Raw genomic sequence first — 23,481 nt, forward strand, 5'->3', positions numbered from 1 at the left:
TCCTTGCTCGTTGAAACCCTTGATACGGGCTCCTGTCGGGAGAAGGTAAAGCGCCATGATGATGCCAGGGTTCAGGGCTTGTACGCCGCCCACGAGACGACCCGAGAACGGCGACCAGGAGTGCAGCTAGCTATCTCTCTTGTTTCTCAGGGCCGGATTGAATATTCGCTTGATGGAAGCCGGACTGTTCGCCAGCTTGGCCGTGGGGCGGCGGGGACGCCTGACCAGTTCGCCGCCGCAGTTGGGGCAAGTCAGTTGCAGATAGTGCTCGCTGCAATCGGCGCAGAAGGTGCACTCGAAAGAGCAGATATAGGCAAGCCCGGTGTCGGCGGGCAGGTCCTTGTCACAACATTCACAGTTGGGCCTGAGTTCGAGCATGGTGGTTGGCCTCAGTGGCAGCGGAAGAAGGTGAGCGGCTCAGTCGACGATAAAGAGCCTGGCGCCCTGCTCGGTGAAGGATCTATGGGGCTCGGCGTTGTCGGCCACCTGATAGCTCATGCCCGCCGTCAGGGTGAAGACGCGGCCATCCTGCAGCTCTGTGTGCAGCTCCCCCTCGATGCAGAGCAGGACGTGGCCCTTGCTGCACCAGTGATCCGCCAGATAGCCGGCAGAATATTCCACCATCCGCACCCGCAGCTCACCAAAGGTTTGGGTATGCCAGCGGGCGACGCCGGTTTCCCCCTTGTGCTCGGTCGGTTCGATATCGGCCCAACGGGTCGTGCAAAACGGCAGGTCTTTGATTTCCATCACAACTCCATTTGTCGAAAAAACGGGGATCCCAAGGACGACTCGCCTGCCCCCACAGAAGGCATCGCCATGCCAGCTGTTGGCCGTGGCATCCAGGGCAAGCCAGCCCTCTCTCGCGCGTCTTATACTGCCATCAAACCCACTCCTGTGGCATGCCCCGTCTGGTCCCTTGATGGGCCATTAACGCTTGAGGCTCCCCATCACCTGCATTTCGCAGCGGTGACAGTCAAAGCGCAGGCGGAAGGTATCTTTACCCATCTTGAGCTCCAGCGGTTCGGCCTTGAGACCGGGCACCTCTTTCGGGCAGAGGTTCTGGCTGTAGCGGATGCAGTGCTTGGTGATCATCAGCACCACTTCTCCCTCCTCCTTGTTCGCCTCATAGGCGGGAGCGATGCGCTCGACCCCGTGCTCGCGGAAGAACTGCTCGGCGGCACTGTTCAGCACATTGCCAAGGTAGGAGAGACGGTGCTGGGGATAGCTGACATCCCGCAGGGCGATGCGCCGCTCGGGCCTCTGGTAGCTGGCAAGACGAGCCTCTTCCAGCGCGGCTATGCCGTCCCGACGCAGACCGTTGAGCATGGACGCGGCGATGAATAGCGGGTAAGTGAATGCCAACTCAATCTTGCGTGCCACAAACAGGGTATTGCCGAGTTTGCCAAGCTGGTCGTGCGCCTGTTGCAACGCCCGCTCCGGATTGTCGGCAGGCTGTTTGTCGCAGGCAAGCCGGACGGTGGCGCTGATGTTCTGCTCGTCGGTGAGCATGAGGCACAAGCCTTCATCGCACTCAGAGAGCTGCATATCGACCCGGATACGGCGATCCGCGCTCGCCTTCTCCAGCATCTTGCTGAATGCCTGATCGTGGTTGCGATATATCTCGGTGCCTACTTTCAGACCAGGAATGGACTCGGAGAAGAGTAACTGCTTACGTCCAGCCCTCTCTTCCACCTTGTTGAGGCGCATCCCCACCAGCTCCTTGTTCGGCTTGAAGAAGCCGAGACCGTCGCCGTTGTTGAGGGTGACCTGCTTGCCGTCTATCTCGATACCATCTCTGGTGATCTTCGTAACGCGCCCCAGCGGCTCGCCCACGTATTTCGGACTTTGGGTGGAGTCGATCCCCGGTTGACGACCATGGAGGAAATAGTCGGTGCTGCCACGGTTGAAGCTCTTTTTCGGCTCCGGCTCGAAGCTGTAGCTGCAACGACCCGCCGAGGCAGCCACCAGATCGGAGCGGCTATCGAGAATGGCGTCGAGCTTCTTGCGATACCAGGCGGTAACGTTCTTGACGTAATCGAGCCCCTTGAGGCGCCCCTCAATCTTGAAGGAGCGAATGCCCGCCGCGATCAGCGCCTCCAGATTGTCGGTCTGATCCATGTCCTTGAGCGACAACAGGTGACTGTCGGCCACCAGCACTTCCCCATCGGGCTTTTGCAGCGAACAGGGCAGCCGGCAGAGCTGGGCACACTCGCCACGATTGGCGCTGCGGCCGGTGCGGGCATGGCTGATATTGCACTGGCCGCTGTAAGAGACACAGAGCGCGCCGTGGATAAAGAACTCCAGCTGTACATTGGTCGCTGCGCTTATCTCGCGGATCTGCGCAAGGGACAGTTCGCGCGCCAACACCACCTGAGAGAAGCCCACATCCTGCAGAAACTTCACCTTCTGTGGCGTGCGGTTGTCGGTCTGGGTACTGGCATGGAGCGCTATGGGCGGCAGATCGAGCGCCAGCAGCCCCATGTCCTGCACGATAAGTGCATCGGCCCCCGCTTGGTAGATCTGGTGGGTCAGGCGCCAGGCCTGCTCCAGTTCGTGATCGTGCAACAAGGTGTTGAAGGCGACAAAGACCTGGGCGCCGAAACGGTGGGCATGGCGCGCCAGCGCTTCGATATCGTCGAGGGAGTTGCCCGCCGCGCTGCGGGCACCAAAGGCAGGGCCGCCGATATAGACGGCATCGGCGCCATGGTTGATCGCTTCGATGCCGTAGGCGAGATTCTTGGCCGGAGCCAGCAGTTCGAGGCGCTTCGGTGTGTGGTGATGAGTCTGTGGATGCATAGTCTCTGAATCTATCGGCAGACAGAAAATGCCCGTCACTCTAGGCCAGTCACCCTGGATTTGCCTTGATCCCGCTTAAGATCACCGCGAAATACAGGATTGAACGTCTGGCGCTCGCAGTCCCGCCTGTGAAGCCGGGAATTCGTTCAGCGGCCCTGCCCTCATGGCACGAGCCGCTGACAAGCGAACCTCAGAGCACCACTTTGAGCGCCAGTCCCAGCAGCACCAGACCGCTCACCTTGTCGATGACAACGGACTTGGCCTTGAGCCAGGCCAGCACTGGGCCTCGAGAGAGTACCTGCGCCACCAGCACGTACCAGACAGCATCTATGCCGCCTGCGGTGAGCATCATGATCCCCCCCTCGTTCCAGCCAGTGTCGGCCCGCACAAACTGGCTGAACAGGGCGATAAAGAAGATGGCGAGCTGGGGGTTGAGAAAGGCCACCATAAAGCCTTCGAATGCCCCCTGACGGCCACGCAATTGATGAACCACCTCCTCGGTCTTGGCGCTGACGGGCCTGGCAAGCAACGCCTTGATGCCGAGCCAGGCGAGAAACGCGGCGCCGCCGTAGCGGATCAGATCAAACAGCAGCGGCGTCTGGGTGATCAGCACCGACAGCCCCAGCGCAGTAATAAGCGCATAGATCCCCACCCCAATGCCGTGACCGAGGGCGGTCGCCACCCCGTGCCCCTGCCCACCCTGCACAGTGTTGCGAATGATCAACGCCAGACTCGGCCCCGGGCTGATGGCCCCCATTACACAGATCGCGGCCAGTGCCAGCCAACTCGTCAATTCCATACCCTTTCCTTGTCTGCACGCTGAATGTAAATACCTGGGCTCAGGGTAAGGGGCGGCTTGTTATGCCAGAAGTGAAAGTTGTGAATAGATTCCATAGCCAATGGCTATAGCCTGGTACAACTGACTGGGCTAGCGGGCGCGAACCAGCAGCCTGCGGCTCTCGGCAATGGTGCGCTGCAGGTGCTCCCGCAAGAAGGGGTAAGCCAGCTCGCGAAACCACTTGTGGGCAGGATCCTGATGATGGCGCTGATGCCACAGCAGATGATACTGCTGGGATCGAGTCGCAAACGGCAGATCCTGAAAGGTGAGCCCGTTCTCGCGGGAGAGCTGCCAGGCAATATGGGCAGGCGTCGTCATCAGGCAATCTGTGCGCAGCAACACCTCCACCGCAGCCTGAAAGAAAGGCACACGGGCAAACCAGCGCCGAAGCAGCCCCTGCGGCGCCAGCACCTGCTCTACCGGGCTGTCCTTGTCTCCGCCGCCACTCACCTGCAGATGGGGCCAAGCGAGATACTCATCCAGGCCTAGAGGATTGCCCGCCAACGGGTGGTGGCTGCCCATCAACACCACCAGCCGATCTTCTCCCTGATGCAGACCACGGATCTGCTCCGGCACCAGATCCGTGATAGTGGAGACCAGATCCAGCTCGGATTGCCACAACTGTGGCAGCTGGCGCTTGTCCCACAGACTGTATTCCAGCGCAGCCATGGGCGCTTCCCTGGCCAGTGCTGCACAGATATCCGGCAGAATATGCTGGGCCACGTAATCGGACGAGGCGAGTCTGAATACCCGCTCGCAGCGGCCAGGGTCAAACCCGGGCGCCTCATAGAGCCGCTCCAGCGCACAGAGGGAGTCAGACAGCTGAGCCGCCAGCGTCTCGGCCCTGGGCGTCAGCAACCAGCGTTGCCCTTCACGCACCAGCAGTTCATCACCAAACTCGTTGCGCAACTGGCCGAGCTGCTTGCTGATGGAAGGTTGGCTCAGGTGCAACAGCTCCGCCGCCCGGCTGATGTTGCGGGTCTCCAGCAACACCTTGAGGGTCGGCAACAGGTTGAGATTGGCTTTGTGCAAGGGGTGACCCCATCCGTGGTGGAAAGCCCTATCTTAGGGCAGAGGCGTCTTTCGTTTTAAGCAAAATTTCCCGCTATTTTCGGCCACAGACGCCACCTGTCGAGCCGCCTTGCAGCCAGATGACCACTCAGGTAACCCTTCAGATAACGATGACCACAAGATGACAGTGGTTGTCTCGTGCGGCATAATTGCGCGATTTTCCGCCCGCGGGCGATCCACTTTGAGAAGCGGTAACAAGATGAAATACGCCAATATCACCGGTTGGGGCAAATGTCTGCCTCCCTCTGTGCTGACCAACGATGACCTCAGCACCATCATGGATACGTCGGATGAGTGGATCTATCCGCGTACCGGTATCAAGGCCCGCCGGATCTCCCATGTCAGCACCTCGGATCTCGCCACCCTGGCCGGTCGTCGCGCCCTCGCCTGTGCCGGTCTCGACGCCAGCGATCTCGATGGCATCATACTGGCCACAGCCACCCCGGATAATCTGCTGCCGAGCGCGGCCTCTGCGGTGCAGAAGAAGCTCGGCGCCGTCAACGCCGCCGTGTTCGACCTCAACGCCGCCTGTACCGGTTTCGTCTACTCCCTCTCCGTCGCCACCTCTCTGGTGCAAACCGGCATGATGAAGAAGGTGCTGGTGATCGGCGCCGAGCGCCTGACCTATCTGCTGGACTGGGCACGCCGGGACACTGCCGTGCTGTTTGGCGATGGCGCAGGTGCAGTAGTGATCGAAGCAAGCGAGCAGGAGTGCGGCCTTATCGCCAACAAGCTCGGCTGTGACAGTGAAGCGCGAGAAATCTTGCACGTCCCGAACTTTGGTACCGATCGAGTGCGTTTTGCCGATGTCGATGGCCTCTTTACCTTCAACTTCGAAGGGCCAGAGATCTTCAAACGCGCCGTGCGCGGCATGGGTGAAGCCACCAGCTCAGTGCTGGCTCAAGCTGGCATAGACCCTGAACAGGTCGATCTCATAGTGCCGCACCAGGCCAACATCCGCATCATCGAGACTCTGGCCAAGCGCATGAACGCCCCCATGGAAAAGGTGATGGTCAACATCGAAAACTACGGCAATACCTCCGCCGCTACCGTGCCCATCGCCCTGTGCGAAGCGCTGGAGCAAGGCCGCGTCAAGCCGAACTCCTACCTGCTCACCGCCGCCTTCGGTGCCGGTCTGACCTGGGGTGCCGCCATCATCAAATGGGGCGATCGCGTTACTCCTGTCGGCCAATGCGATGCCGAACTGCCTCCATGCAACAAGAGTGCGCTGGAGCTGATTGCCCACGCCGTCGAAGGCTGCCAGAAGGCCCACGCCAACCAGGCCTGATCCTCATCGGGAGCCTGATCATCAGGCTCCTCTCTTCTCCCTTTACCGCCTTCCCGCTCGTGAGATCATCACCACGCTACCGCATCCATATTCCAGTTTTCTCAGTACTCCCCCCCGAATAAGACCAATTCGCAACCAAGTACTTTTTTTGCGCTAACCTTACTGAGCCATTTGTAACTATGGGTTCAGGCGCAGCTCATCCTTCTTGTCACCAGCGGGAGGGCGGCGGGTTCCCATCTCAACTCACGTGCAGGGATGAGTTCGCGTATGACAGATCACAAAACGGCAGAGACCACTGCATTCTGGGACCCGGTGAGCTGGGCATCTTGTCTGGGCATAGGCCTGCTCAGCACCCTCTTGCTGGTGCTGGCCGGCAGCCCCCTGCCTTATCTGCTTGCCAACGGCGCGCTAGCGCTGGGCGCCGCCGTGTGGAACTCACACCACTATCACAACAAGCAGGAGTCAAGACCCCACGAAGAGGAGCAGGCTCATACCTGGTCAGCAGCCCAGCTCAACCATTCCATCATCGGGCTCGAGCAGGTGTGTGAAAAGGCCGTCCCCATCTGGTCACAACAGATTGAAAACTCTCGGCTGCAAACCGAAGAGGCCATGATCGATTTGACCCAGCGCTTTGCGGGGCTCACCACCAAGCTGGAAGAGGCAGTAGCCGCCTCACACGATGCTGCCGGGGATCTGGGGGGGGCAAAGTCGGCAGGCATGGCCGCCGTACTGGCCGAGAGTCAGGCCCAGCTCAATCAGGTGCTCACCATCATGCATTCGGCGCAGGCCAATCGCGACGCCATGCTGGCAGAGATCAAGACCCTTACCGCCTACACCATAGAACTCAATACCATGGCGCTCGACGTGGCCAAGATAGCCTCCCAGACCAACTTGCTGGCGCTCAATGCCGCCATCGAAGCCGCACGGGCTGGTGAGGCAGGTCGTGGTTTTGCCGTGGTGGCCGACGAAGTCCGCACTCTCTCACGCCTCTCCAGCGAGACGGCCCAAAAGATGACGGACAAGGTCGACACCATCAACACAGGTATCGGCCGCGCCTTCCAGATAGCAGAAAGCGCCGCCGCACGAGACCAAGCCGCGGTCAGCGACTCTGAGCGTGCCATCGAGCAAGTACTGGAGCGCTTTCGTATGGCTACCACCAGCCTGTCGGAATCAGCCGCCTTGCTGCAGAGCGAGAGCGCAGGGATCCACAGGGAGATCTCCGATGTCATAGTGTCGTTACAGTTCCAGGATAGGGTCAGTCAAATACTCAACCACGTACGCCAGAACATGGACAGTCTCTATGACCACCTGGTTTCTTCCCGCAACCGGCCCCATCAATCCGGCCCCCTCCAGATCGATGCAGACAGCTGGCTGGCTGAGATGGAGCTCTCCTATGCCACCGATGAACAACGCAACATTCACCACGGCCGCCGCCAAGCCACTGTGGTCAACGCATCCAGCAATACAGACGTCACTTTTTTCTAGGAGACAACTATGCCCAAAACAGTCCTGATCGTGGATGACTCGGCAACTATTCGCCAAGTGGTCGGCATGACACTCAAGGGAGCCGGATACGAGGTGATGGAAGCCTGCGATGGCAAGGATGCCCTCAGAAAACTCGACGGCAAGAAGATCAATCTCATCATCAGCGACGTCAACATGCCGAACATGGATGGCATCAGCTTCGTCAAGGAGGCCAAGAAACTGGCCAACTACAAGTTCACCCCCGTCATCATGCTGACCACGGAATCCCAGGACAGCAAGAAGCAGGAAGGGCAAGCAGCCGGGGCCAAAGCCTGGGTGGTCAAGCCGTTCCAGCCAGACCAGATGCTGGCGGCCGTCGCCAAGCTCATCATGCCCTGAGCCTGGAGGCGACCATGCCGCTGCACATAGAGACAGGTGAGCACAAAACCCTGGTCAAAGTATCGGGGGAGATGACCATCTATACCGCCGCCGAGCTCAAGCAGGCGCTCACGCCCCTGCTCTACCGCCAGCAGGCGCTGGAGCTGGATCTTTCTCAGGTATCCGAGATGGATAGCGCCGGACTGCAACTGCTGCTGGCCGCCAAGAAAACGATGCAGCAAGGGGGTTATCCGCTGCATCTGGTCATGCATAGCCATGCGGTGCTCGATGCGCTGGAGCTGTGCCAGCTGGCTGCTTTCTTTGGCGATCCCACCCTTATTCCCCACGCAGATCACGCCTAGGCAGTCCCAGTGACAAGGAGGCATTCGTGAGCATCAATCTTGATCAGGCCCTGCAAACCTATATAGCCGAGGCACGCGAACTGCTGGAAGAGATGGAGTCTTCCCTGCTGACCCTGGAAAACGACCCGGAGAACAGCGAGCTGATCGGTGCCATCTTTCGGGCGGCACATACCATCAAGGGCTCCGCTGGTCTGTTCGGCTTGCAGCCCATCGTCAGCTTTACCCACATAGTCGAGGATCTGCTCGATCAGGTGCGCAATCAGCAACTGGGGATCACGACTGCGCTCATCAAGGATCTGCTGGAGAGCCGGGATCATATCGAGCGGCTGGTCTATCTGGTTGCAGAGCTAGGGTCGGCGCCAGGGGACGATGAACTGGCGCAAGACGCTCAGCTGAGGCTCAACTTGGCCAGACATCAAACTGCCAGCCAGAGCCAGCTGCCGGAGCGCACTGCGTCAACCATCCCAGACCCGGTCAGCAAGGAGGAGGGGCACACCAGCGCCACTTCCCTGTGGCACATCTCCCTGCGCTTTGGCCCGGATGTGCTGCGTAACGGTATGGATCCCACCTCGTTTTTACGTTATCTCGGCACCATGGGCACCCTCTGCGCCATCGAAACCCTCCACGATGCCCTGCCCGACTGGGAACATTTTGATCCGGAAACCTGCTACCTCGGCTATGAACTCGATGTCGATACCCAGGCCGACAAGAGCACCCTGAGCGATGTGTTTGAATTCGTACGTGACGACTGCCGCATCACCATACTGCCCCCGCATAGCAAGATTGCTGAATACATAGACCTCATCAATGAATTGCCGGAAGACAACGACATGCTGGGGCAACTGCTGGTCAAGACAGGAGCGTTGACGGCTAGCGAACTGGCACTGGGCCTGCAAACTCAGCATGACGACCAGCGAACAGAGAACAGTAAGCTGGGAGAAATACTGGTCGCTCAGGGCGCAGTCGACGGAGTCGTGGTGGATGCGGCGCTCAAGAAACAGAACCAGAACAAGGAGAACAAAAACAAGGAGGGACGCTATGTTCGGGTGCACGCCGACAAACTGGATGAGCTGATCAATCTGGTCGGCGAGCTGGTGGTCGCCAGCTCGGGTGCCAGCCTGCTGGCACAGCGCTCGCGGGACAGCCAGCTGCAGGAGGCCAACTCCACCATTGCCATGCTGGTTGAAGAGATCCGGGACGGAGCCTTGCACCTGCGCATGGTGCCCATCGGCGACACCTTCAACCGCTTCCAGCGGGTCGTACGGGATGTCAGCCACGAGCTGAACAAGGACATTGCGCTGGTCATCACAGGCGGAGATACCGAGCTCGACAAGTCTGTGGTGGAGAAGATTGGCGATCCCCTGATGCATCTGGTTCGCAACTCCATGGATCACGGCATAGAGTCGGCCGAGCAGCGCCTCGCGGCAGGCAAACCGGCAAGAGGCACCTTGACCCTCAACGCCTATCACGACTCCGGCAGCATCGTCATCGAGATCCTGGACGACGGTGCCGGACTCAACAAGGCAAGGATCCTGCAAAAGGCGCAGGAGCGGGGGCTGGTGGCCGCCGGCGCAACATTGACGGATCAGGAGATCTATCAGCTCATCTTCGAGGCAGGCTTCTCTACCGCCGAGGCCGTTACCAACCTCTCGGGCCGGGGCGTCGGTATGGACGTGGTCAAACGCAACATCACGGCCCTGCGCGGCAGCGTCGAGCTGGACAGCAAGCCGGGACAAGGCACCCGGGTTCAAATCAGGCTGCCACTGACTTTGGCCATCATCGACGGCTTTCTGGTTCGAGTCAGCACCACCCATTACGTCATCCCGCTCGACATGGTGATCGAATGCGTGGAGCTGACCCAGAGTGCACTGGATGACACCCAGGGACGCAACTACATCAATCTGCGTGGCGAGGTACTGCCATTTGTCCGGCTTCAGCACTACTTCGACGTCGAGGGGGCAAGAGGACGCAGGGAAAACATCGTCGTCGTCAGTCACGGCGGCAAGAAATCCGGGCTGGTGGTCGACGAGCTGCTGGGGGAGTTCCAGACCGTCATCAAGCCGCTCGGCAAGCTGTTTCAGCGCCTGCAAGGGATCAGTGGCTCCACCATTTTGGGGGGTGGCGAGGTCGCCCTGATCCTGGACATCCCCTCCCTCATTCAACATGCCATCGATCAGGAGCTGGGCCAGCTGAGCCAGTACGCCATTCCTCGCATGCAAACCCAACCAAGAGCCAATTAACGCCAGGAGCCAGTCATGTTCAAAAACTCCACCATTAAAATGCGCCTCACCATCTTGCTCTGCCTGTTATGCGTGCTGCTGCTGGCGGTGGGCGGGCTGGGACTTTACAACATGCAGAGCAGCAACAAGGGTCTGCAGCGGGTGTATAACGACCGGGTGGTGCCGCTCAAGCAGTTGAAAACCATCTCCGACAATTACGCCGTCGCCATCATAGACAACGTCAACAAGGCCAATGCGGGTCTCACCAGTGCCGAAGAGGCGCTGCAACATATCCAACAGGCCCAGCAGCAGATCAAGCAGGAGTGGCAGCACTATCAGTCCACCGAATTAACGGGTGCAGAACAGAAACTATCAGCAGAGGCGGGCAGCCTGTTCAGCGCGGCGGATCGCGATATCTCCCAGCTGGAGCAATTTCTTTCGACCCAACGCGGTGTCATCACTGGTACGCTCAATGACTTTGACGGCAAACTTTATGGCTCCATCGACCCCATCGGCAACAAGATAACCGAGCTGGTCAACCTGCAACTGGATGTCGCCAAATCCGAATATGAGCAGGCCCAATCCTGGTATGACACCATGCTGCTCACCATGATGGGGGTGATAACAGCAGGCATAGTGGCAGCTGCCTGGTTTGGCATCGTCCTCATTCGCAGCATCATTGCCCCCATCAATCAGGCGCTGCAGGTAGCCAACCACCTGGCAGAAGGCAATCTGGATGTCACCATCACCATTGGTGCCCATGATGAAGCAGGCCAACTGCTGATGGCCATGCAGAACATGGTCAACAAGCTGACCTCTCTCATCAACGACATTGAAACCCTGGTCACTGCGGCCGTCGAGAAGGGGGATTTCAGCTACAAGATAGCGCTGGACAACCGGCAGGGGTACATCAAGCGCCTGTCCGAATTGCTGAACCAGTTGTCCAATGTTACTGACACCAGCCTCAAGGATGTGATGCGCATCGCCACCGCCCTGTCTCAGGGAGACCTGACCCAGAAAATTGAGCAACCCTACCCGGGCATTTTTGGTCAGACCAAGGATGGCCTCAACAGCACCATAGACGCCTTGACCGCCATTATCGAAGAGGTGCGCAACGCCGCCGACAACCTCACCAACGCCTCCAATCAGGTCAGTACCACGGCCCAATCCCTGAGCCAGGCCACCAGCGAACAGGCCGCAAGCGTCGAGGAGACCAGCGCCTCCATCGAACAGATGAGTGCCAGCATCAACCAGAATACCGACAACGCCAAAGTCACTGACAACATGGCGAGCGGCGCCGTGCTTGAAGCCACCGAAGGAGGCCGCTCGGTGCAACAAACCGTGGCGGCGATGCAACAGATCGCCCGCAAGGTGAGCATCATCGATGACATCGCCTACCAGACCAATCTGCTGGCACTCAATGCTGCCATTGAGGCGGCACGGGCCGGTGAACACGGCAAGGGATTTGCCGTGGTGGCCGCCGAGGTGCGCAAACTGGCCGAACGCAGCCAGATAGCGGCGCAGGAGATAGGCGAGCTCTCTTCCAGCAGCGTCGATACCGCGGAAAAGGCAGGCAGCCTGCTCGACAAGATAGTGCCTTCCATTCGCAAGACATCCGATCTGGTGCAGGAGATCAATGCGGCATCCGGCGAACAGGCCAGCGCCGCCAACCAGATCAGCATGGCCATGAGTCAACTTAACCAGGTGACCCAGCAGAATGCGGCCAGCAGCGAAGAACTCGCCGCCACCGCCGAGGAGATGAGCTCCCAGGCCAATGAGCTGCAGCAAACCATGGATTTCTTCTCGCTGGCAAACCTGGCCAAGCCCTCAAAGCCGAGTGACAACTCACACAGAGGCTCGGCCCCCAGAGGTAAGTTTGTGATGCCCGCCCAACACCCGCTGCACGGCAACACGGCGCCGCAACCCCAGGTTGACGAAGCCGACTTTGTCCGCTTTTAACCGGAGAGACCCATGAGCATGTCAACCGAAGTGGCCGCGCCCCCCAGCACACTGGCCCATGACAATCAGGGCGACGCCCAATACCTGACATTCCTGATCAATGGCGAGATGTTTGCCATCAATATTCTCGGGGTCAAAGAGATCATCGAGTACGGCAACATCACCCCTATCCCCATGATGCCAAGCTTCATCCGGGGCGTGATCAACCTCAGGGGAGCTGTGGTATCAGTGGTAGATCTCAACGCCCGCTTTGGCAACGCCCCCTCCAGCATCACTCGCCGCAGCTGCATCGTCATCATCGAAGGAATACACCCGGACGACTCGGAGCATGGCAATCAGGACATCGGCGTCGTAGTGGATTCGGTATCTGAGGTGCTGACCATTCCCTGCGACGAGATAGAGCCGCCCCCCAGCTTCGGGGCTCACATCCGGGCCGACTTCATCAGCGGCATGGGCAAGGTGAATGGCAAATTCGTCATTCTCATCAATACCGAGAAGGTGCTCTCCATCGACGAAATGGCACAACTCAGCGAACTGACCCAGCAGCAGGAACGGCAGCTGGAGCACAGAGTGAAAACCCCTTAAGCAGGGTATTAAAAACAGCAAGGGTGACGCTCACACCACACAGCAATGGCATGTCGCACAAGGATAAGGCTCATGACTCAATCATTCTTTGGCAATCTCTTCGGCAACGGCAGCGCGCATGCCTTGCTGCAAACAGAACTGACCCAGCTGATAGGCGCCACACGCACCCTGCAGCAAGGGATAGCGCAGGGTGACCTGCCAACCCAGCTTGAACCGGGCACACTCAGCGGCCCACTGCGGGAGCTCTGTCAGGAGTTCAATGCCGTGATCACGCTGCTGGGGCAGCGGCTCAGCAGCAGCCTCACTACCATCAGTGACAATCAGGCGCTCTATGACGAGAACCTGCGAGTACGCAAGGCGCTGGATGGAGCCTCGACCAATGTGATGATCGCCGATAACAACCTCGACATCGTCTACATGAATGAAGCCGTGCTCGCCATGCTGGGGCAGGCGGAATCCGACATCCGCAAGGATCTACCCAACTTCGACACCAGACAACTGATGGGCAAGAACATAGATACCTTTCACAAGGATCCGTCCCACCAGCGCAGCATGCTGGCCAAGCTAGACAAGACCTACCGCGCGCAGATCTCGGTCGGTGGCCGCATCTTCTCCCTCATTGCCAACCCTGTCTTCAACGACAGCGGAGAGCGACTCGGTTCAGTGGTGGAGTGGGCCGACCGGACCAAGGAAATCGCCATCGAAAACGAGGTGAAAGCGGCAAACACAGCGGCCAAGCTCGCCGCTGCCGAAAGCCTGCGGGTCAAGAAGGCGCTCGATGGTGCCAGCACCAACGTGATGATTGCCGACACAGACCTCAACATCATCTACATGAACGAGTCAGTCAGGGCAATGCTGAGCGAGGCCGAATCCGACATTAAAAAAGAGCTCTATAGCTTCAACTCCGCCACCCTGATGGGTGCCAACATCGACAGCTTCCACAAAAATCCCGGCCATCAACGCAGCATGCTGGCCAAGCTGAACAACACCTACCAAACCCAGATACTGCTCGGCGGGCGCACCTTCTCCCTCATCGCCAACCCTGTGTTTGGCGACGATGGCGAGCGGTTGGGATCCGTAGTCGAGTGGTCGGATCGCACCAAAGAGGTCTCTATCGAGCGGGAAATGTCGGAGATAGTGCAGGCAGTGATCAAGGGCGAGCTGCACCGCCGCATGGATCTGACCGGCAAGAGCGGCTTCTTCCAGACACTGGGGGAAGGCATCAATCACATTGCCGAGGTAATAGACACCAGCCTCAACGACGTCATCAGGGTGGTGCAATGCCTGGCCAGGGGCGATCTGACCCAGACGATAGAGGCTGACTATCCTGGTGTGTTCGGCACCACCAAGGACTCCCTCAATCAGACCATAGTCTCGCTGACCAACATAGTCACAGAGGTAAGAGGGGCTTCTGACAACCTCTCCAGCGCCTCTGAGCAAGTCAGCGCCACCGCCCAATCCATCAGCCAGTCGAGCAGCGAGCAGGCATCCAGCATGGAGCAGACCAGCGCCTCCATAGAGCAGATGAGTGCCAGTATCAACCAGAACACAGACAACGCCCAGATCACCGATGGCATGGCCAGCAAGGCCGCCAAGGAGGCGATGGAAGGGGGGGAAGCGGTCAAGCTCACGGTCGATGCCATGAAGCAGATCGCCAAGCGGATCGGCATCATAGATGACATCGCGTACCAGACCAATCTGCTGGCCCTCAACGCCGCCATCGAAGCGGCGCGGGCGGGAGATCATGGCAAAGGCTTTGCGGTGGTTGCCGCCGAGGTACGAAAGCTGGCGGAGCGCAGTCAGGTAGCCGCCCAGGAGATAGGCGAGCTGGCTTCCAGCAGCGTCGACATGGCGGAAAAGGCAGGTCGCCTGCTCGACCAGATGGTGCCCTCCATCAATAAGACCTCGGATCTGGTGCAGGAGATCAGCGCCGCCTCCGCCGAACAATCCACCGGCGTCAGCCAGATCAATATCGCCATGAATCAGCTAAGCCAGGTAACTCAGCAAAATGCCTCCTGCAGCGAGGAGCTGGCCGCCACCGCAGAGGAGATGAGCAGCCAGGCAGAGCAACTGCAACTGGCCATGGAGTTCTTCACCCTGGAGCAACACAAAAGCGGCGCGAGTCAGAAAGCCGCGCCCCCCCGTGCTGCTACGCGAGGACGATTCGTGACTGACGGCAATGGGCAGGATGGATTCGGCACCTCCCCTCGCCCCCGCAACGATGGGGATTTTGTCCGGTTTTAATCGAGGGGCCGGGTGAGCATGGCTCCCCCGCCCCAACCCTATCGCCACAGGGAGTCCGACCGTGTATCAGACCCAGTTGCATGATGATGAATTTGCGCAGTTTCAACGCTGGATCCACCAGACGGCGGGCATTGATCTGTCACCGGCCAAGAAAGCCCTGGTCGCCAGCCGGCTGTCAAAACGGCTCTGCCACTATGAGCTGGAGAGCTATGGTGACTATTTCAGCCTGATCATGAACCAGAGGGGGGCAGAGCTGCAGGTCGCGCTGGATCTGCTCACCACCAATGAGACCTACTTTTTCCGGGAGCCAAAGCACTTCGAGTTTCTCAGCGAGAAGGTACTGGCACGACTGCCAAAAGAGAGGGGAGTGAGAGTCTGGAGCGCGGCCAGCTCATCGGGCGAAGAGCCTTACAGCCTGGCCATGACCCTGGCCGAGACATTGAGCCAGGGCAATTGGGAAGTAATCGCCTCGGATATTTCGACCAGGGTGCTGGAACAGGCGAGAGCGGGGCAATATCCCATGGAGCGAGCCCATAATATTCCGCTCTCCTTCCTGATGAAGTACTGCCTGAAGGGCGTGGGGTTTCAGGAGGGAACCTTCATCATCGATCGCAAGCTCAGGGACAAGGTACAGTTTCGCCACATCAATCTGAATCAGGAGCTGCCCGACATCGGCATGTTCGACATCATTCTGATCCGCAATGTGATGATCTATTTCAACCGGGACACCAAGGGACAAGTGCTGCAGCGTCTGGTGCCGCGCTTGAAGAAGGGGGGCTACCTCATCGTCAGCCATGCGGAAAGCCTGAACGGCCTGCCCCACGGTTTGCAACTGGTGTCGCCGTCCATCTATCTGAAACCATAAGGGTTTCAGAATGAAAGAGATCATGTTGCAACCAGGAGAGTTCTTTTTTGGCCAGGATGACACCATCATTCGCACCCACTTGGGCTCCTGTGTCGCCATTACCATGTGGCATCCGGAGCAGAAACGGGGTGGCATGTGCCACTACATGCTGCCAAGCCGAGCTCGCAGCGATGACCCACTGGATGGCCGCTATGCCGATGAAGCAATCCAGTTATTTATCAATGAAATAAGCAAGTACCCCGCCCCCATTCACGACTATGAGGTCAAACTGTTCGGCGGCGGCAACATGTTTATCGAACAGCAGACACTCACCACCATGAATGTGGCCATCAAGAACATCAAGGCAGCCTGGCAACTGACGCAGCACCTGGGCCTGACCATCAAGGCCCATCATCTCGGACATGCAGGACACAGAAGCCTGATCTTTGAACTGGCCAGCGGCAATGTCTGGGTTCGTCATCATCGGCTGCCACATCGTTAAGGGAACGGGAATGAAACAGATCAAGGTCATGCTGGTGGACGACTCCGCCGTGGTCAGGCAGGTGTTACAGGCCATTCTAGAACAGGAGCCGGATATCAAGGTGATAGCCACCGCCTCGGATCCGCTGTTTGCACTGGAAAAACTGAAAAAAGAGTGGCCCGACGTGATAGTACTGGACGTGGAGATGCCACGCATGGATGGCATCACCTTCCTCACCAAGATCATGGCCGAACACCCTACCCCGGTAGTCATCTGCTCGTCCCTGACAGAGAAAGGCGCGGAAACCACGCTGCAGGCCATGGCCGCCGGAGCGGTGGACATCATCACCAAGCCCACTGTCGGCCTCAAAAGCTTCTTGCAGGAGTCGGCACAAGCCTTGGCCATGGCGGTACGCGCCGCCGCCCAAGCCAATGTCAAACGGCTGGGCAAGGCGCCCCCGTTAATCGTGGCGGCCAAACTCAGCGCCGATGCCATCATGCCGCCGGCAAGCCAGCATGCCATGGCCCAGACCACGGAGCGGATCGTGGCGATCGGTACCTCTACCGGCGGTACCCAGGCACTGGAAGCCGTGCTGACGAACCTGCCGCGGGTCTGTCCCGGCATCGTCATAGTGCAGCACATGCCGGAGAAGTTCACCGCCTCCTTTGCCGAGCGGCTCAACAGCCTTTGCCAGATCGAGGTGAGAGAGGCCAAAAGCAATGACAGGGTCATTCCGGGTCTGGCACTCATAGCCCCCGGCGGCAAGCACATGCTGCTCAAGCGCAGCGGCGCCTATTATCACGTCGATGTCATGGATGGCCCCCTCATCAACCGCCATCGCCCCTCGGTGGACGTACTGTTTCGCTCGGTCGCCAAGTTTGCCGGCGGCAATGCCACCGGCATCATAATGACGGGCATGGGAGATGACGGCGCTCGCGGGTTACGGGAAATGCTGGAGGCGGGGGCCAATACCTTCGCCCAGGATGAGGCATCCTGCGTGGTGTTCGGCATGCCCAAGGAGGCCATCAAGCTCGGGGCCGCCCGTCACATACTGCCGCTGCAGGATATTCACCACGCCATAGTGGGTCGATAAAGCGCGCGTTCAGCCACTTGCGAAGTGTGCCCGGCCTGCCGGGCACAGCTGTTTCAGGCGGGCATGTCGTCGAGCAGGGCAAACAGCCGGTCGACCTCGGCCGACGTGTTGTAGTGCATGCAGCCTATCCGCAAGACTCCCTCGCTCACCCCCAACTGTTCCACCAGGGCCAGCGCATAGAAGTGGCCCGCCCAGCTACAGACCTGATGCTGACCGAGAAATTCCGCCATCTCGACCGGCGTATGACGGTTCGAGGTGAGGGCGAAGGTGGGGGTGCGCCCCTTGCTGTCGTTGATGCCATGCAGGGTCAACCAGGGACGCTCGGCCAGCTTGGCCAGCAGATGGGCGCTGAGCTGTTGCTCATGGGCATGGCTGCGGGAAAATGCCAGATCGAGACGGGCCTCCAGATCATGTTCGGCCGCATCCAGCCCGGAGAGGGAAGCCAGATACCCGATGGTGGCCTCGACTCCGGCCAGCGCTTCCCAGCTCTGGGTGCCGGTTTCCCACTTGCCGGGTGCCACATTCTTCGCAGGCTCCACCTTGTAAGGGGTGAAATGCTCCAGATGGCGGTGCTTGCCATACAGGATACCAAGGTGCGGACCGAAGAACTTGTAGGCGGAGCAGCCGAGAAAGTCACAATCCCAGGCCTGCACGTCGATGCGCTCGTGAGGGGCAAAATGAACAGCGTCCACATAGAGCAGCGCCCCGACCCCGTGCACGGCATCGGCGATGCGAGGGATATCGACCAGAGTACCCGTCGTATTGGAAGCCGCCGTCACCGCGACCAACCGTGTCTTGGGGCCCAACAGGCTGAGCAGATGCCCGTAGTCGAGCCCGCCGTTCGCCACATCCACCCGCACCTGATGCACAACAACACCGCGATCAGCCGCCGCCTGCTGCCAGCTTGACACATTGGAGTAGTGATCCAGCCCGCTGACGATGATTTCGTCCCCCGCCTGCCACTCACGTGACAGAGCACGGCTGACCGCAAACGTCAGGGTGGTGAAGTTGGCGCCAAAGACGATCTCCTCAGCTCTGTCCGCCCCAAGCAGGGTCGCCACTGCCTCTCTGGCTCGCTGTGCCTGCTGCTCCGTGGCTCGGGCCGAGAAAAAAGGCCCCCCCAGATTGGCGTTGAAGCGGCCGAGATAGTCAGTCATGGCGGTGAGCACAGAGTGAGGCACCTGGGCGCCGCCCGGGCCGTCGAAGAAGATGGGGGTCTTGCCATCAACCAGTTGATTGAGGGCGGGAAACTGGCCGCGCAACACGGCAATATCGAGAGGCTGCATAGAAGAGTCCACAGTCCATGTTAACAGTTGAATAACATGGTGAGAGTAAAATGGCGCAGCAGCAATGTCCATCTGTGAACCGGTCAGCCATCACAGTTACATGATGAGGCCATATTTTCAGTATAAAATGCTGGGAAGCTCTCCATGGCATGCTTCTCCATCAAGGCTGGGACGCGCGGGCGACTTGCCGCTTTCATGCCGGCAATCAGCGTAGAAGTCGTTGATAAGGATGAAAAATGAGCGAAAGATATCAAAAAATGACCGACTCGCACTTTTTTGTCGCCAGATATCACCAGAAGGGGTTCACAAAGCTGCCGGATCTGATAGTATGCGCCTCGCACTTGGGGAGGGGTTCCCGAGCGGCCAAAGGGATCAGACTGTAAATCTGACGGCTCTGCCTTCGAAGGTTCGAATCCTTCTCCCTCCACCATTCAAGTGCAAATGTAGTGACAATCAGGAAATACCCCGTGGAGGGGTTCCCGAGCGGCCAAAGGGATCAGACTGTAAATCTGACGGCTCTGCCTTCGAAGGTTCGAATCCTTCTCCCTCCACCATTTTCCCGATTGAAATGGCTGAATAACCTATGCTTTACCCCTGTGGAGGGGTTCCCGAGCGGCCAAAGGGATCAGACTGTAAATCTGACGGCTCTGCCTTCGAAGGTTCGAATCCTTCTCCCTCCACCATCATTTAGAAGACCCGGCCTGGTGCCGGGTTTTTGCTTTTTAAAATTGCATCCATTTGACACTGTCAGATCTGACAATTGCATCATCCGCTACTTTTAGAAACAGTAGCCTTCATACCTTTCAGGGACATAGCACGCCATGTTTGAGATTTGGGATGAAACAGGACAAGCAAGCGGCTTGACCTTGCCACAGCTGCAACAGCGGCTGGTCAGCTATCAGGGCGACGTCATGGTGCGCTACACCAACCGCATCGGCCTGCCGACCACGCTGTTCCTGACCATAGCCAAGGGTCAGGCCTACCAGCGCTTCAAGGCGGATACCCCCCTGCTCGACTGGTCGTGGCTGGCGCAAGCCGTGCATTCGAATGCCATCCGTGAGCCCCGGTTCTCCTATCTCAGCTCAGTCTCTTCCTGATCCCTCTTCCCGGGGGCTGGCAAGCAGCAGAGTCAACTCATCGACTATCTGCTGCAACACAGCTCTGAACCCGGCCAATTCGGCCCCACACAGCTCGGCCCCCTCCTCGCGGATCTTCTCCTCCAGATGCCAAGCCTGCTGCGCCAAGTCATCTACCATCATCATGGAGATGGTGCCGGCCTGACGATGCACCCAGTTAGCCAGCCCCTTGTCGTCGTCATGTACCAAAGCAAGGGATTGTTCCAGCTCCTGACCAAACAGCGTCATCATCTGCTCAAAAGGCTCTCCAACTCCGAAAAACGTCTGCAGGGATATCACATCAAGCAGTTTGGGGACGGACAATATGCGCCACTTCATCAATATCTGGCGAAGCCCGTCCAACAGCACGGGTTTGCCCAGCACATCATTCATGCCTGCCGCCAGGCAGCGCTGCGCCTGTTCCGGCATCACATTGGCCGTCATGGCGATGATGGGGAGCCGCGCCAGTCCCTCGACAGTGCGTACCTGGCGGGTAAAGTCGTAGCCATCCATCACCGGCATCTGGCAATCACACAGGATCAGGTCGTAACTGTGCTGTGCCAGCATGGCGAGCGCCTGCTGGCCATTCTCGGCCAGATCGCACACCAGATTGAGCTGCTTGAGCTGGCGCTGCACCAATACCTGATTAAGATGATGATCCTCGACCACCAGCAGCCGGTATGGCAAAGGCCGGGAAGTTGGCGCCACGGGAATAGGGTCGGGCAGCAGTTGCTCACCCTGGCCCAGCTGCCGATAGCACACCTCACGCACCGCTTGCCAGGTCAAGGGATTGCTGTTGAGCCAGTAACGCCCTTCACGCAACTGATAACCCAGCGCATTGCCCAGTGGGGCAACAGAGATACAGGGCTCCGAGTGATCCGCCCCATCGACAAATAGCAAGTCGGCCCCCTGCCGTTCATCGCTTGTCTGCACGCCCAACGACAGCAGGTGCAGTCGCAAGGTATGGCGCAGCTTGCCATCCTCCAGTGCCATAAAGGCACGCAACCCCATGAGGGTGGGGTCATATTCACGGCGCAGCTCAAGAGGTAACGTGATCGAGAGCCCGATGAAAGTCCCAAGCCCGGGGGCGCTTTCCAGCCTGATCTCTCCCCCCATCAATTCGGCCAGGGTATGACTGATGCTAAGACCAAGCCCGGTCCCGCCATAACTGCGGGTGGTGGCGCCATCTGCCTGCTCAAAGGCATCGAAGATACGGGCCTGCGCCTCGGTACTCATGCCGATGCCGGTATCCTGCACCCCGATCAGCAACCGCTGCTCCCCGTCTGTTTGCGCCTCCAGCTTGATGGAGAGTTCGATAAAGCCGCGCTCGGTGAACTTGATGGCATTGCTGACCAGGTTGAACAACACCTGCTTGAGTCGCAGCACATCCCCAGTGAAGCGGGCGCCCACCTCATCATCGACACGCAGGTAACACTGCAGACCCTTGTGTTGTACCTCGCAGCTGATCATGGTCAACACGCTGTCGATGAGTTCGCGCAGCAAAAAAGAGCTCGGCGCCAGCGCCATCTTGCCCACATCCAGCTTGGAGTAATCCAGCACATTGCCGATCAGTTGCAACAGTCCCTCGGCCCCCCGGTTGATGATGGCAACCATCTGCCGCTGCTCCAGGTCGAGCGACGTAAAACTTAGCTGCTCCGCCATGCCGACGATGCTGTTCATGGGGGTACGGATCTCATGGCTCATGGTGGCCAGAAATTCAGCCTTTTTGCTGGCCGCATGCTCGGCGCACTCCTTGGCTCGCGCCAGAGCCTCCTCCACCTGACGGCGGTGCAGGATCTCCTGGCGCAAACGCCAGTAGGCGATGGAGAGCGAGAGAATAAACAAGGTGACACCCGTGCCAACGGGGATCAGGGTTTGTATCAGCTTTTGCCACGGGATCCCTTCGCTGTAGTTCACCGCCAGCCAACTATTGCGGATCTGCTGCTTCTCCTTGTCACTCATGCTGGCCAGGACCCGATTGATCAGCGGCAGCAGGGGAGCATAGGTGTCACGCACTGCAACAGCCAGTTCATCCTTGAAGGGGGTGGGCGCCACTATATGCAGGCTGTCATCGAACCGCTCATTGATAAGCCGTGATATGACGGCCAGATTGCCCATATAGGCATCCCCTGCCCCAGCTGCCACCATGGCCAGCCCCTCTTCCGGACCAGGTACCACTGTGATCTGGATATCCGGGATACGCGCCTTCAGCCCGGCAGTCAGCATGCTGTCGGTCACGATCAGATGCTTGCCAGCCAGTTCTGCAAAGCCACCGATAGTGTTGCTACCACGGGCCATGGCAATCACCACGGGAAAGGAGGTAATGGGCTGACTCAGCTGCCAACCCACCAGCTGTTGACTGATGCGGGTGGGAATGATGGTCAGATCGACCTCTTGATGGAGCAGCGCCTGCAGCAGCTCGGACCAACTCTGGTCAGCGTGGTAGAGATAGGCCAGCCCCAGCTTGTCCTTGAACAGCGCAAGATAGTCACCGATAAGGCCGGTCAGTTTGCCACTGCTGTCGGCGTAGGAAAAAGGTACCCAGCCAGGGATCAAACCCAGTGTCAGCGGCGGTAATCGGGAGAGCCATTCCCGCTCATCGGGCCGCAGCAAAAAAGCACTTTGGCCCAGAAAACTCAGGCTGTTGTCACCCAGCCAGCGCTGCTCCAGGGTGCTGCGCTGCTCCACCGTCAGCGCCTGAATGGCAGTATCAAAGCGGACCCCCAACCTGGACTTATGGTTGCTGATACCCAGATAGAGACTCTCCATCAGCAAAGGGGACTGGGCCACCACGGCCAATTCGGGGTGCAGGGCAATAAATTGATTGGCAACATGCAGGTTGCCGATATAGGCATCGGCCTGCTTGTCGAGCACAGCCTGCAAGGCAGCACCGGAGTCCTGAAACAGGATACGGGAGACATCAGGATAATGGAGCCGGACCAGTTTTTCGGTCAGAAAACCGGCTTCGATGGCAAGACGAGATTGATTCAAGCCACTGACATCACGAAAGAAAGGAGAATCATGGCGCACCACGACCACAGTCGGTGACGAATAATAAGGGCGCGTGTATGAAATACATTCCCGTTCTTCCGAGCGAAAGGCATCCAGCAAAATATCGACCTCACCTTTGCAGCTGGCCGCATATAACCGGTTCCAGTCGGGATATGCTTTCCACTCAATCTGGTAGTCAAGGTTCTTGGCCAAGATACTTATCAGCTCGACACTGAAGCCGCTGCCATTATGACCATCCCACTGCTGAAATGGCCCCCAGCCGCCCACCAATAACCCGACTCTTATTACCGGTATGGGAGATTTATTTGCGGCGAGGAGTGGCTGACAGAATATACACATATTAAATACCGATATGACGACCATGCATCGAAATATCGCCACGAGAGGACACCTCATCGTGCCAATCCGGAAGGAAATGACATCATATTAACGCTCGAAAAAATGCG

Annotated in this window: 19 protein-coding genes and 3 tRNA genes; 15 read left to right on the plus strand and 7 right to left on the minus strand. The window is 58.7% G+C overall.

The features are described 5' to 3' along the window. Nucleotides 1-126 precede the first annotated feature (126 nt). The 5 genes from ONZ54_RS17335 to ONZ54_RS17355 form a co-directional block, all read right to left on the minus strand. The gene (locus ONZ54_RS17335; RefSeq protein ID WP_058393546.1) at nucleotides 127-378 is read right to left on the minus strand and encodes a DUF1272 domain-containing protein; all 252 of its coding nucleotides are present in this window, start codon (nucleotides 376-378) and stop codon (nucleotides 127-129) included. Between the two features lie 39 nt (nucleotides 379-417). Further along, a complete protein-coding gene (locus tag ONZ54_RS17340) occupies nucleotides 418-747 on the minus strand; it encodes a DHCW motif cupin fold protein (RefSeq protein WP_096118880.1) in 330 nt (109 codons plus the stop codon). 180 nt (nucleotides 748-927) lie between these two features. Continuing rightward, nucleotides 928-2,796, minus strand: a complete 1,869-nt coding sequence (locus tag ONZ54_RS17345) for a peptidase U32 family protein (protein WP_271786776.1) — start codon at nucleotides 2,794-2,796, stop codon at nucleotides 928-930. A 190-nt stretch (nucleotides 2,797-2,986) separates the two neighbouring features. Continuing rightward, the gene (locus ONZ54_RS17350) at nucleotides 2,987-3,595 is read right to left on the minus strand and encodes a LysE family translocator (RefSeq protein ID WP_271786777.1); all 609 of its coding nucleotides are present in this window, start codon (nucleotides 3,593-3,595) and stop codon (nucleotides 2,987-2,989) included. Nucleotides 3,596-3,724: 129 nt separating this feature from the next. Further along, a complete protein-coding gene (locus ONZ54_RS17355; protein WP_271786778.1) occupies nucleotides 3,725-4,666 on the minus strand; it encodes a LysR family transcriptional regulator in 942 nt (313 codons plus the stop codon). Between the two features lie 238 nt (nucleotides 4,667-4,904). On the opposite strand from ONZ54_RS17355, the gene ONZ54_RS17360 reads away from it, so the two are divergent. From ONZ54_RS17360 to ONZ54_RS17410, 11 genes are all read left to right on the plus strand, one after another. After that, complete coding sequence (locus ONZ54_RS17360) at nucleotides 4,905-5,993, plus strand: ketoacyl-ACP synthase III (RefSeq protein ID WP_271786779.1); 1,089 nt, start codon at nucleotides 4,905-4,907, stop codon at nucleotides 5,991-5,993. A gap of 267 nt (nucleotides 5,994-6,260) precedes the next feature. Further along, nucleotides 6,261-7,478 carry a methyl-accepting chemotaxis protein gene (locus tag ONZ54_RS17365; RefSeq protein WP_271786780.1) on the plus strand — a complete coding sequence of 406 codons (1,218 nt, stop codon included), beginning with the start codon at nucleotides 6,261-6,263 and terminating at the stop codon, nucleotides 7,476-7,478. A gap of 9 nt (nucleotides 7,479-7,487) precedes the next feature. Beyond that, entirely contained in the window at nucleotides 7,488-7,856 is a 369-nt protein-coding gene (locus ONZ54_RS17370) for a response regulator (RefSeq protein WP_017412489.1), read from the plus strand. A gap of 14 nt (nucleotides 7,857-7,870) precedes the next feature. After that, complete coding sequence (locus ONZ54_RS17375) at nucleotides 7,871-8,197, plus strand: STAS domain-containing protein (RefSeq protein ID WP_059113103.1); 327 nt, start codon at nucleotides 7,871-7,873, stop codon at nucleotides 8,195-8,197. Between the two features lie 26 nt (nucleotides 8,198-8,223). Beyond that, nucleotides 8,224-10,437: a chemotaxis protein CheA gene (locus tag ONZ54_RS17380; RefSeq protein WP_271786781.1), complete on the plus strand. Its 2,214-nt coding sequence runs from the start codon at nucleotides 8,224-8,226 to the stop codon at nucleotides 10,435-10,437. 15 nt (nucleotides 10,438-10,452) lie between these two features. After that, nucleotides 10,453-12,375 (plus strand): methyl-accepting chemotaxis protein, encoded by a 1,923-nt coding sequence (locus tag ONZ54_RS17385; protein ID WP_058393554.1) that lies wholly within the window; start codon nucleotides 10,453-10,455, stop codon nucleotides 12,373-12,375. Between the two features lie 12 nt (nucleotides 12,376-12,387). After that, complete coding sequence (locus ONZ54_RS17390; protein ID WP_265467375.1) at nucleotides 12,388-12,960, plus strand: chemotaxis protein CheW; 573 nt, start codon at nucleotides 12,388-12,390, stop codon at nucleotides 12,958-12,960. Between the two features lie 72 nt (nucleotides 12,961-13,032). Then, nucleotides 13,033-15,204 (plus strand): methyl-accepting chemotaxis protein, encoded by a 2,172-nt coding sequence (locus tag ONZ54_RS17395; protein ID WP_271786782.1) that lies wholly within the window; start codon nucleotides 13,033-13,035, stop codon nucleotides 15,202-15,204. A 61-nt stretch (nucleotides 15,205-15,265) separates the two neighbouring features. Then, nucleotides 15,266-16,069 (plus strand): CheR family methyltransferase, encoded by an 804-nt coding sequence (locus ONZ54_RS17400; RefSeq protein WP_021140865.1) that lies wholly within the window; start codon nucleotides 15,266-15,268, stop codon nucleotides 16,067-16,069. Nucleotides 16,070-16,079: 10 nt separating this feature from the next. Continuing rightward, nucleotides 16,080-16,550, plus strand: coding sequence for a chemoreceptor glutamine deamidase CheD (gene cheD / locus ONZ54_RS17405; protein WP_005311846.1), 471 nt, complete (start codon nucleotides 16,080-16,082; stop codon nucleotides 16,548-16,550). 10 nt (nucleotides 16,551-16,560) lie between these two features. After that, a complete protein-coding gene (locus tag ONZ54_RS17410; RefSeq protein ID WP_058393557.1) occupies nucleotides 16,561-17,622 on the plus strand; it encodes a protein-glutamate methylesterase/protein-glutamine glutaminase in 1,062 nt (353 codons plus the stop codon). Between the two features lie 53 nt (nucleotides 17,623-17,675). Here the strand turns inward: ONZ54_RS17410 and ONZ54_RS17415 are convergent, their stop codons facing one another. Then, on the minus strand, nucleotides 17,676-18,908 hold the full coding sequence (locus tag ONZ54_RS17415) for a cysteine desulfurase-like protein (protein WP_271786783.1): 1,233 nt from the start codon (nucleotides 18,906-18,908) through the stop codon (nucleotides 17,676-17,678). A 345-nt stretch (nucleotides 18,909-19,253) separates the two neighbouring features. On the opposite strand from ONZ54_RS17415, the gene ONZ54_RS17420 reads away from it, so the two are divergent. The 4 genes from ONZ54_RS17420 to ONZ54_RS17435 all read left to right on the plus strand — a co-directional run bounded on the left by ONZ54_RS17420 (nucleotide 19,254) and on the right by ONZ54_RS17435 (nucleotide 20,005). Further along, nucleotides 19,254-19,338: transfer RNA gene (locus ONZ54_RS17420), tRNA-Tyr, on the plus strand. A gap of 39 nt (nucleotides 19,339-19,377) precedes the next feature. After that, nucleotides 19,378-19,462, plus strand: a tRNA-Tyr gene (locus tag ONZ54_RS17425). Nucleotides 19,463-19,506: 44 nt separating this feature from the next. Continuing rightward, nucleotides 19,507-19,591, plus strand: a tRNA-Tyr gene (locus ONZ54_RS17430). A 138-nt stretch (nucleotides 19,592-19,729) separates the two neighbouring features. Further along, complete coding sequence (locus ONZ54_RS17435) at nucleotides 19,730-20,005, plus strand: hypothetical protein (protein WP_271786784.1); 276 nt, start codon at nucleotides 19,730-19,732, stop codon at nucleotides 20,003-20,005. Here the strand turns inward: ONZ54_RS17435 and ONZ54_RS17440 are convergent. Further along, nucleotides 19,991-23,431 carry an ATP-binding protein gene (locus ONZ54_RS17440; protein WP_271786785.1) on the minus strand — a complete coding sequence of 1,147 codons (3,441 nt, stop codon included), beginning with the start codon at nucleotides 23,429-23,431 and terminating at the stop codon, nucleotides 19,991-19,993. The two genes, ONZ54_RS17435 and ONZ54_RS17440, sit on opposite strands and share 15 nt — an antisense overlap. Nucleotides 23,432-23,481 lie beyond the last annotated feature (50 nt).

This window comes from Aeromonas salmonicida (assembly GCF_028355655.1).
GTDB classification, from domain to species: domain Bacteria; phylum Pseudomonadota; class Gammaproteobacteria; order Enterobacterales; family Aeromonadaceae; genus Aeromonas; species Aeromonas salmonicida.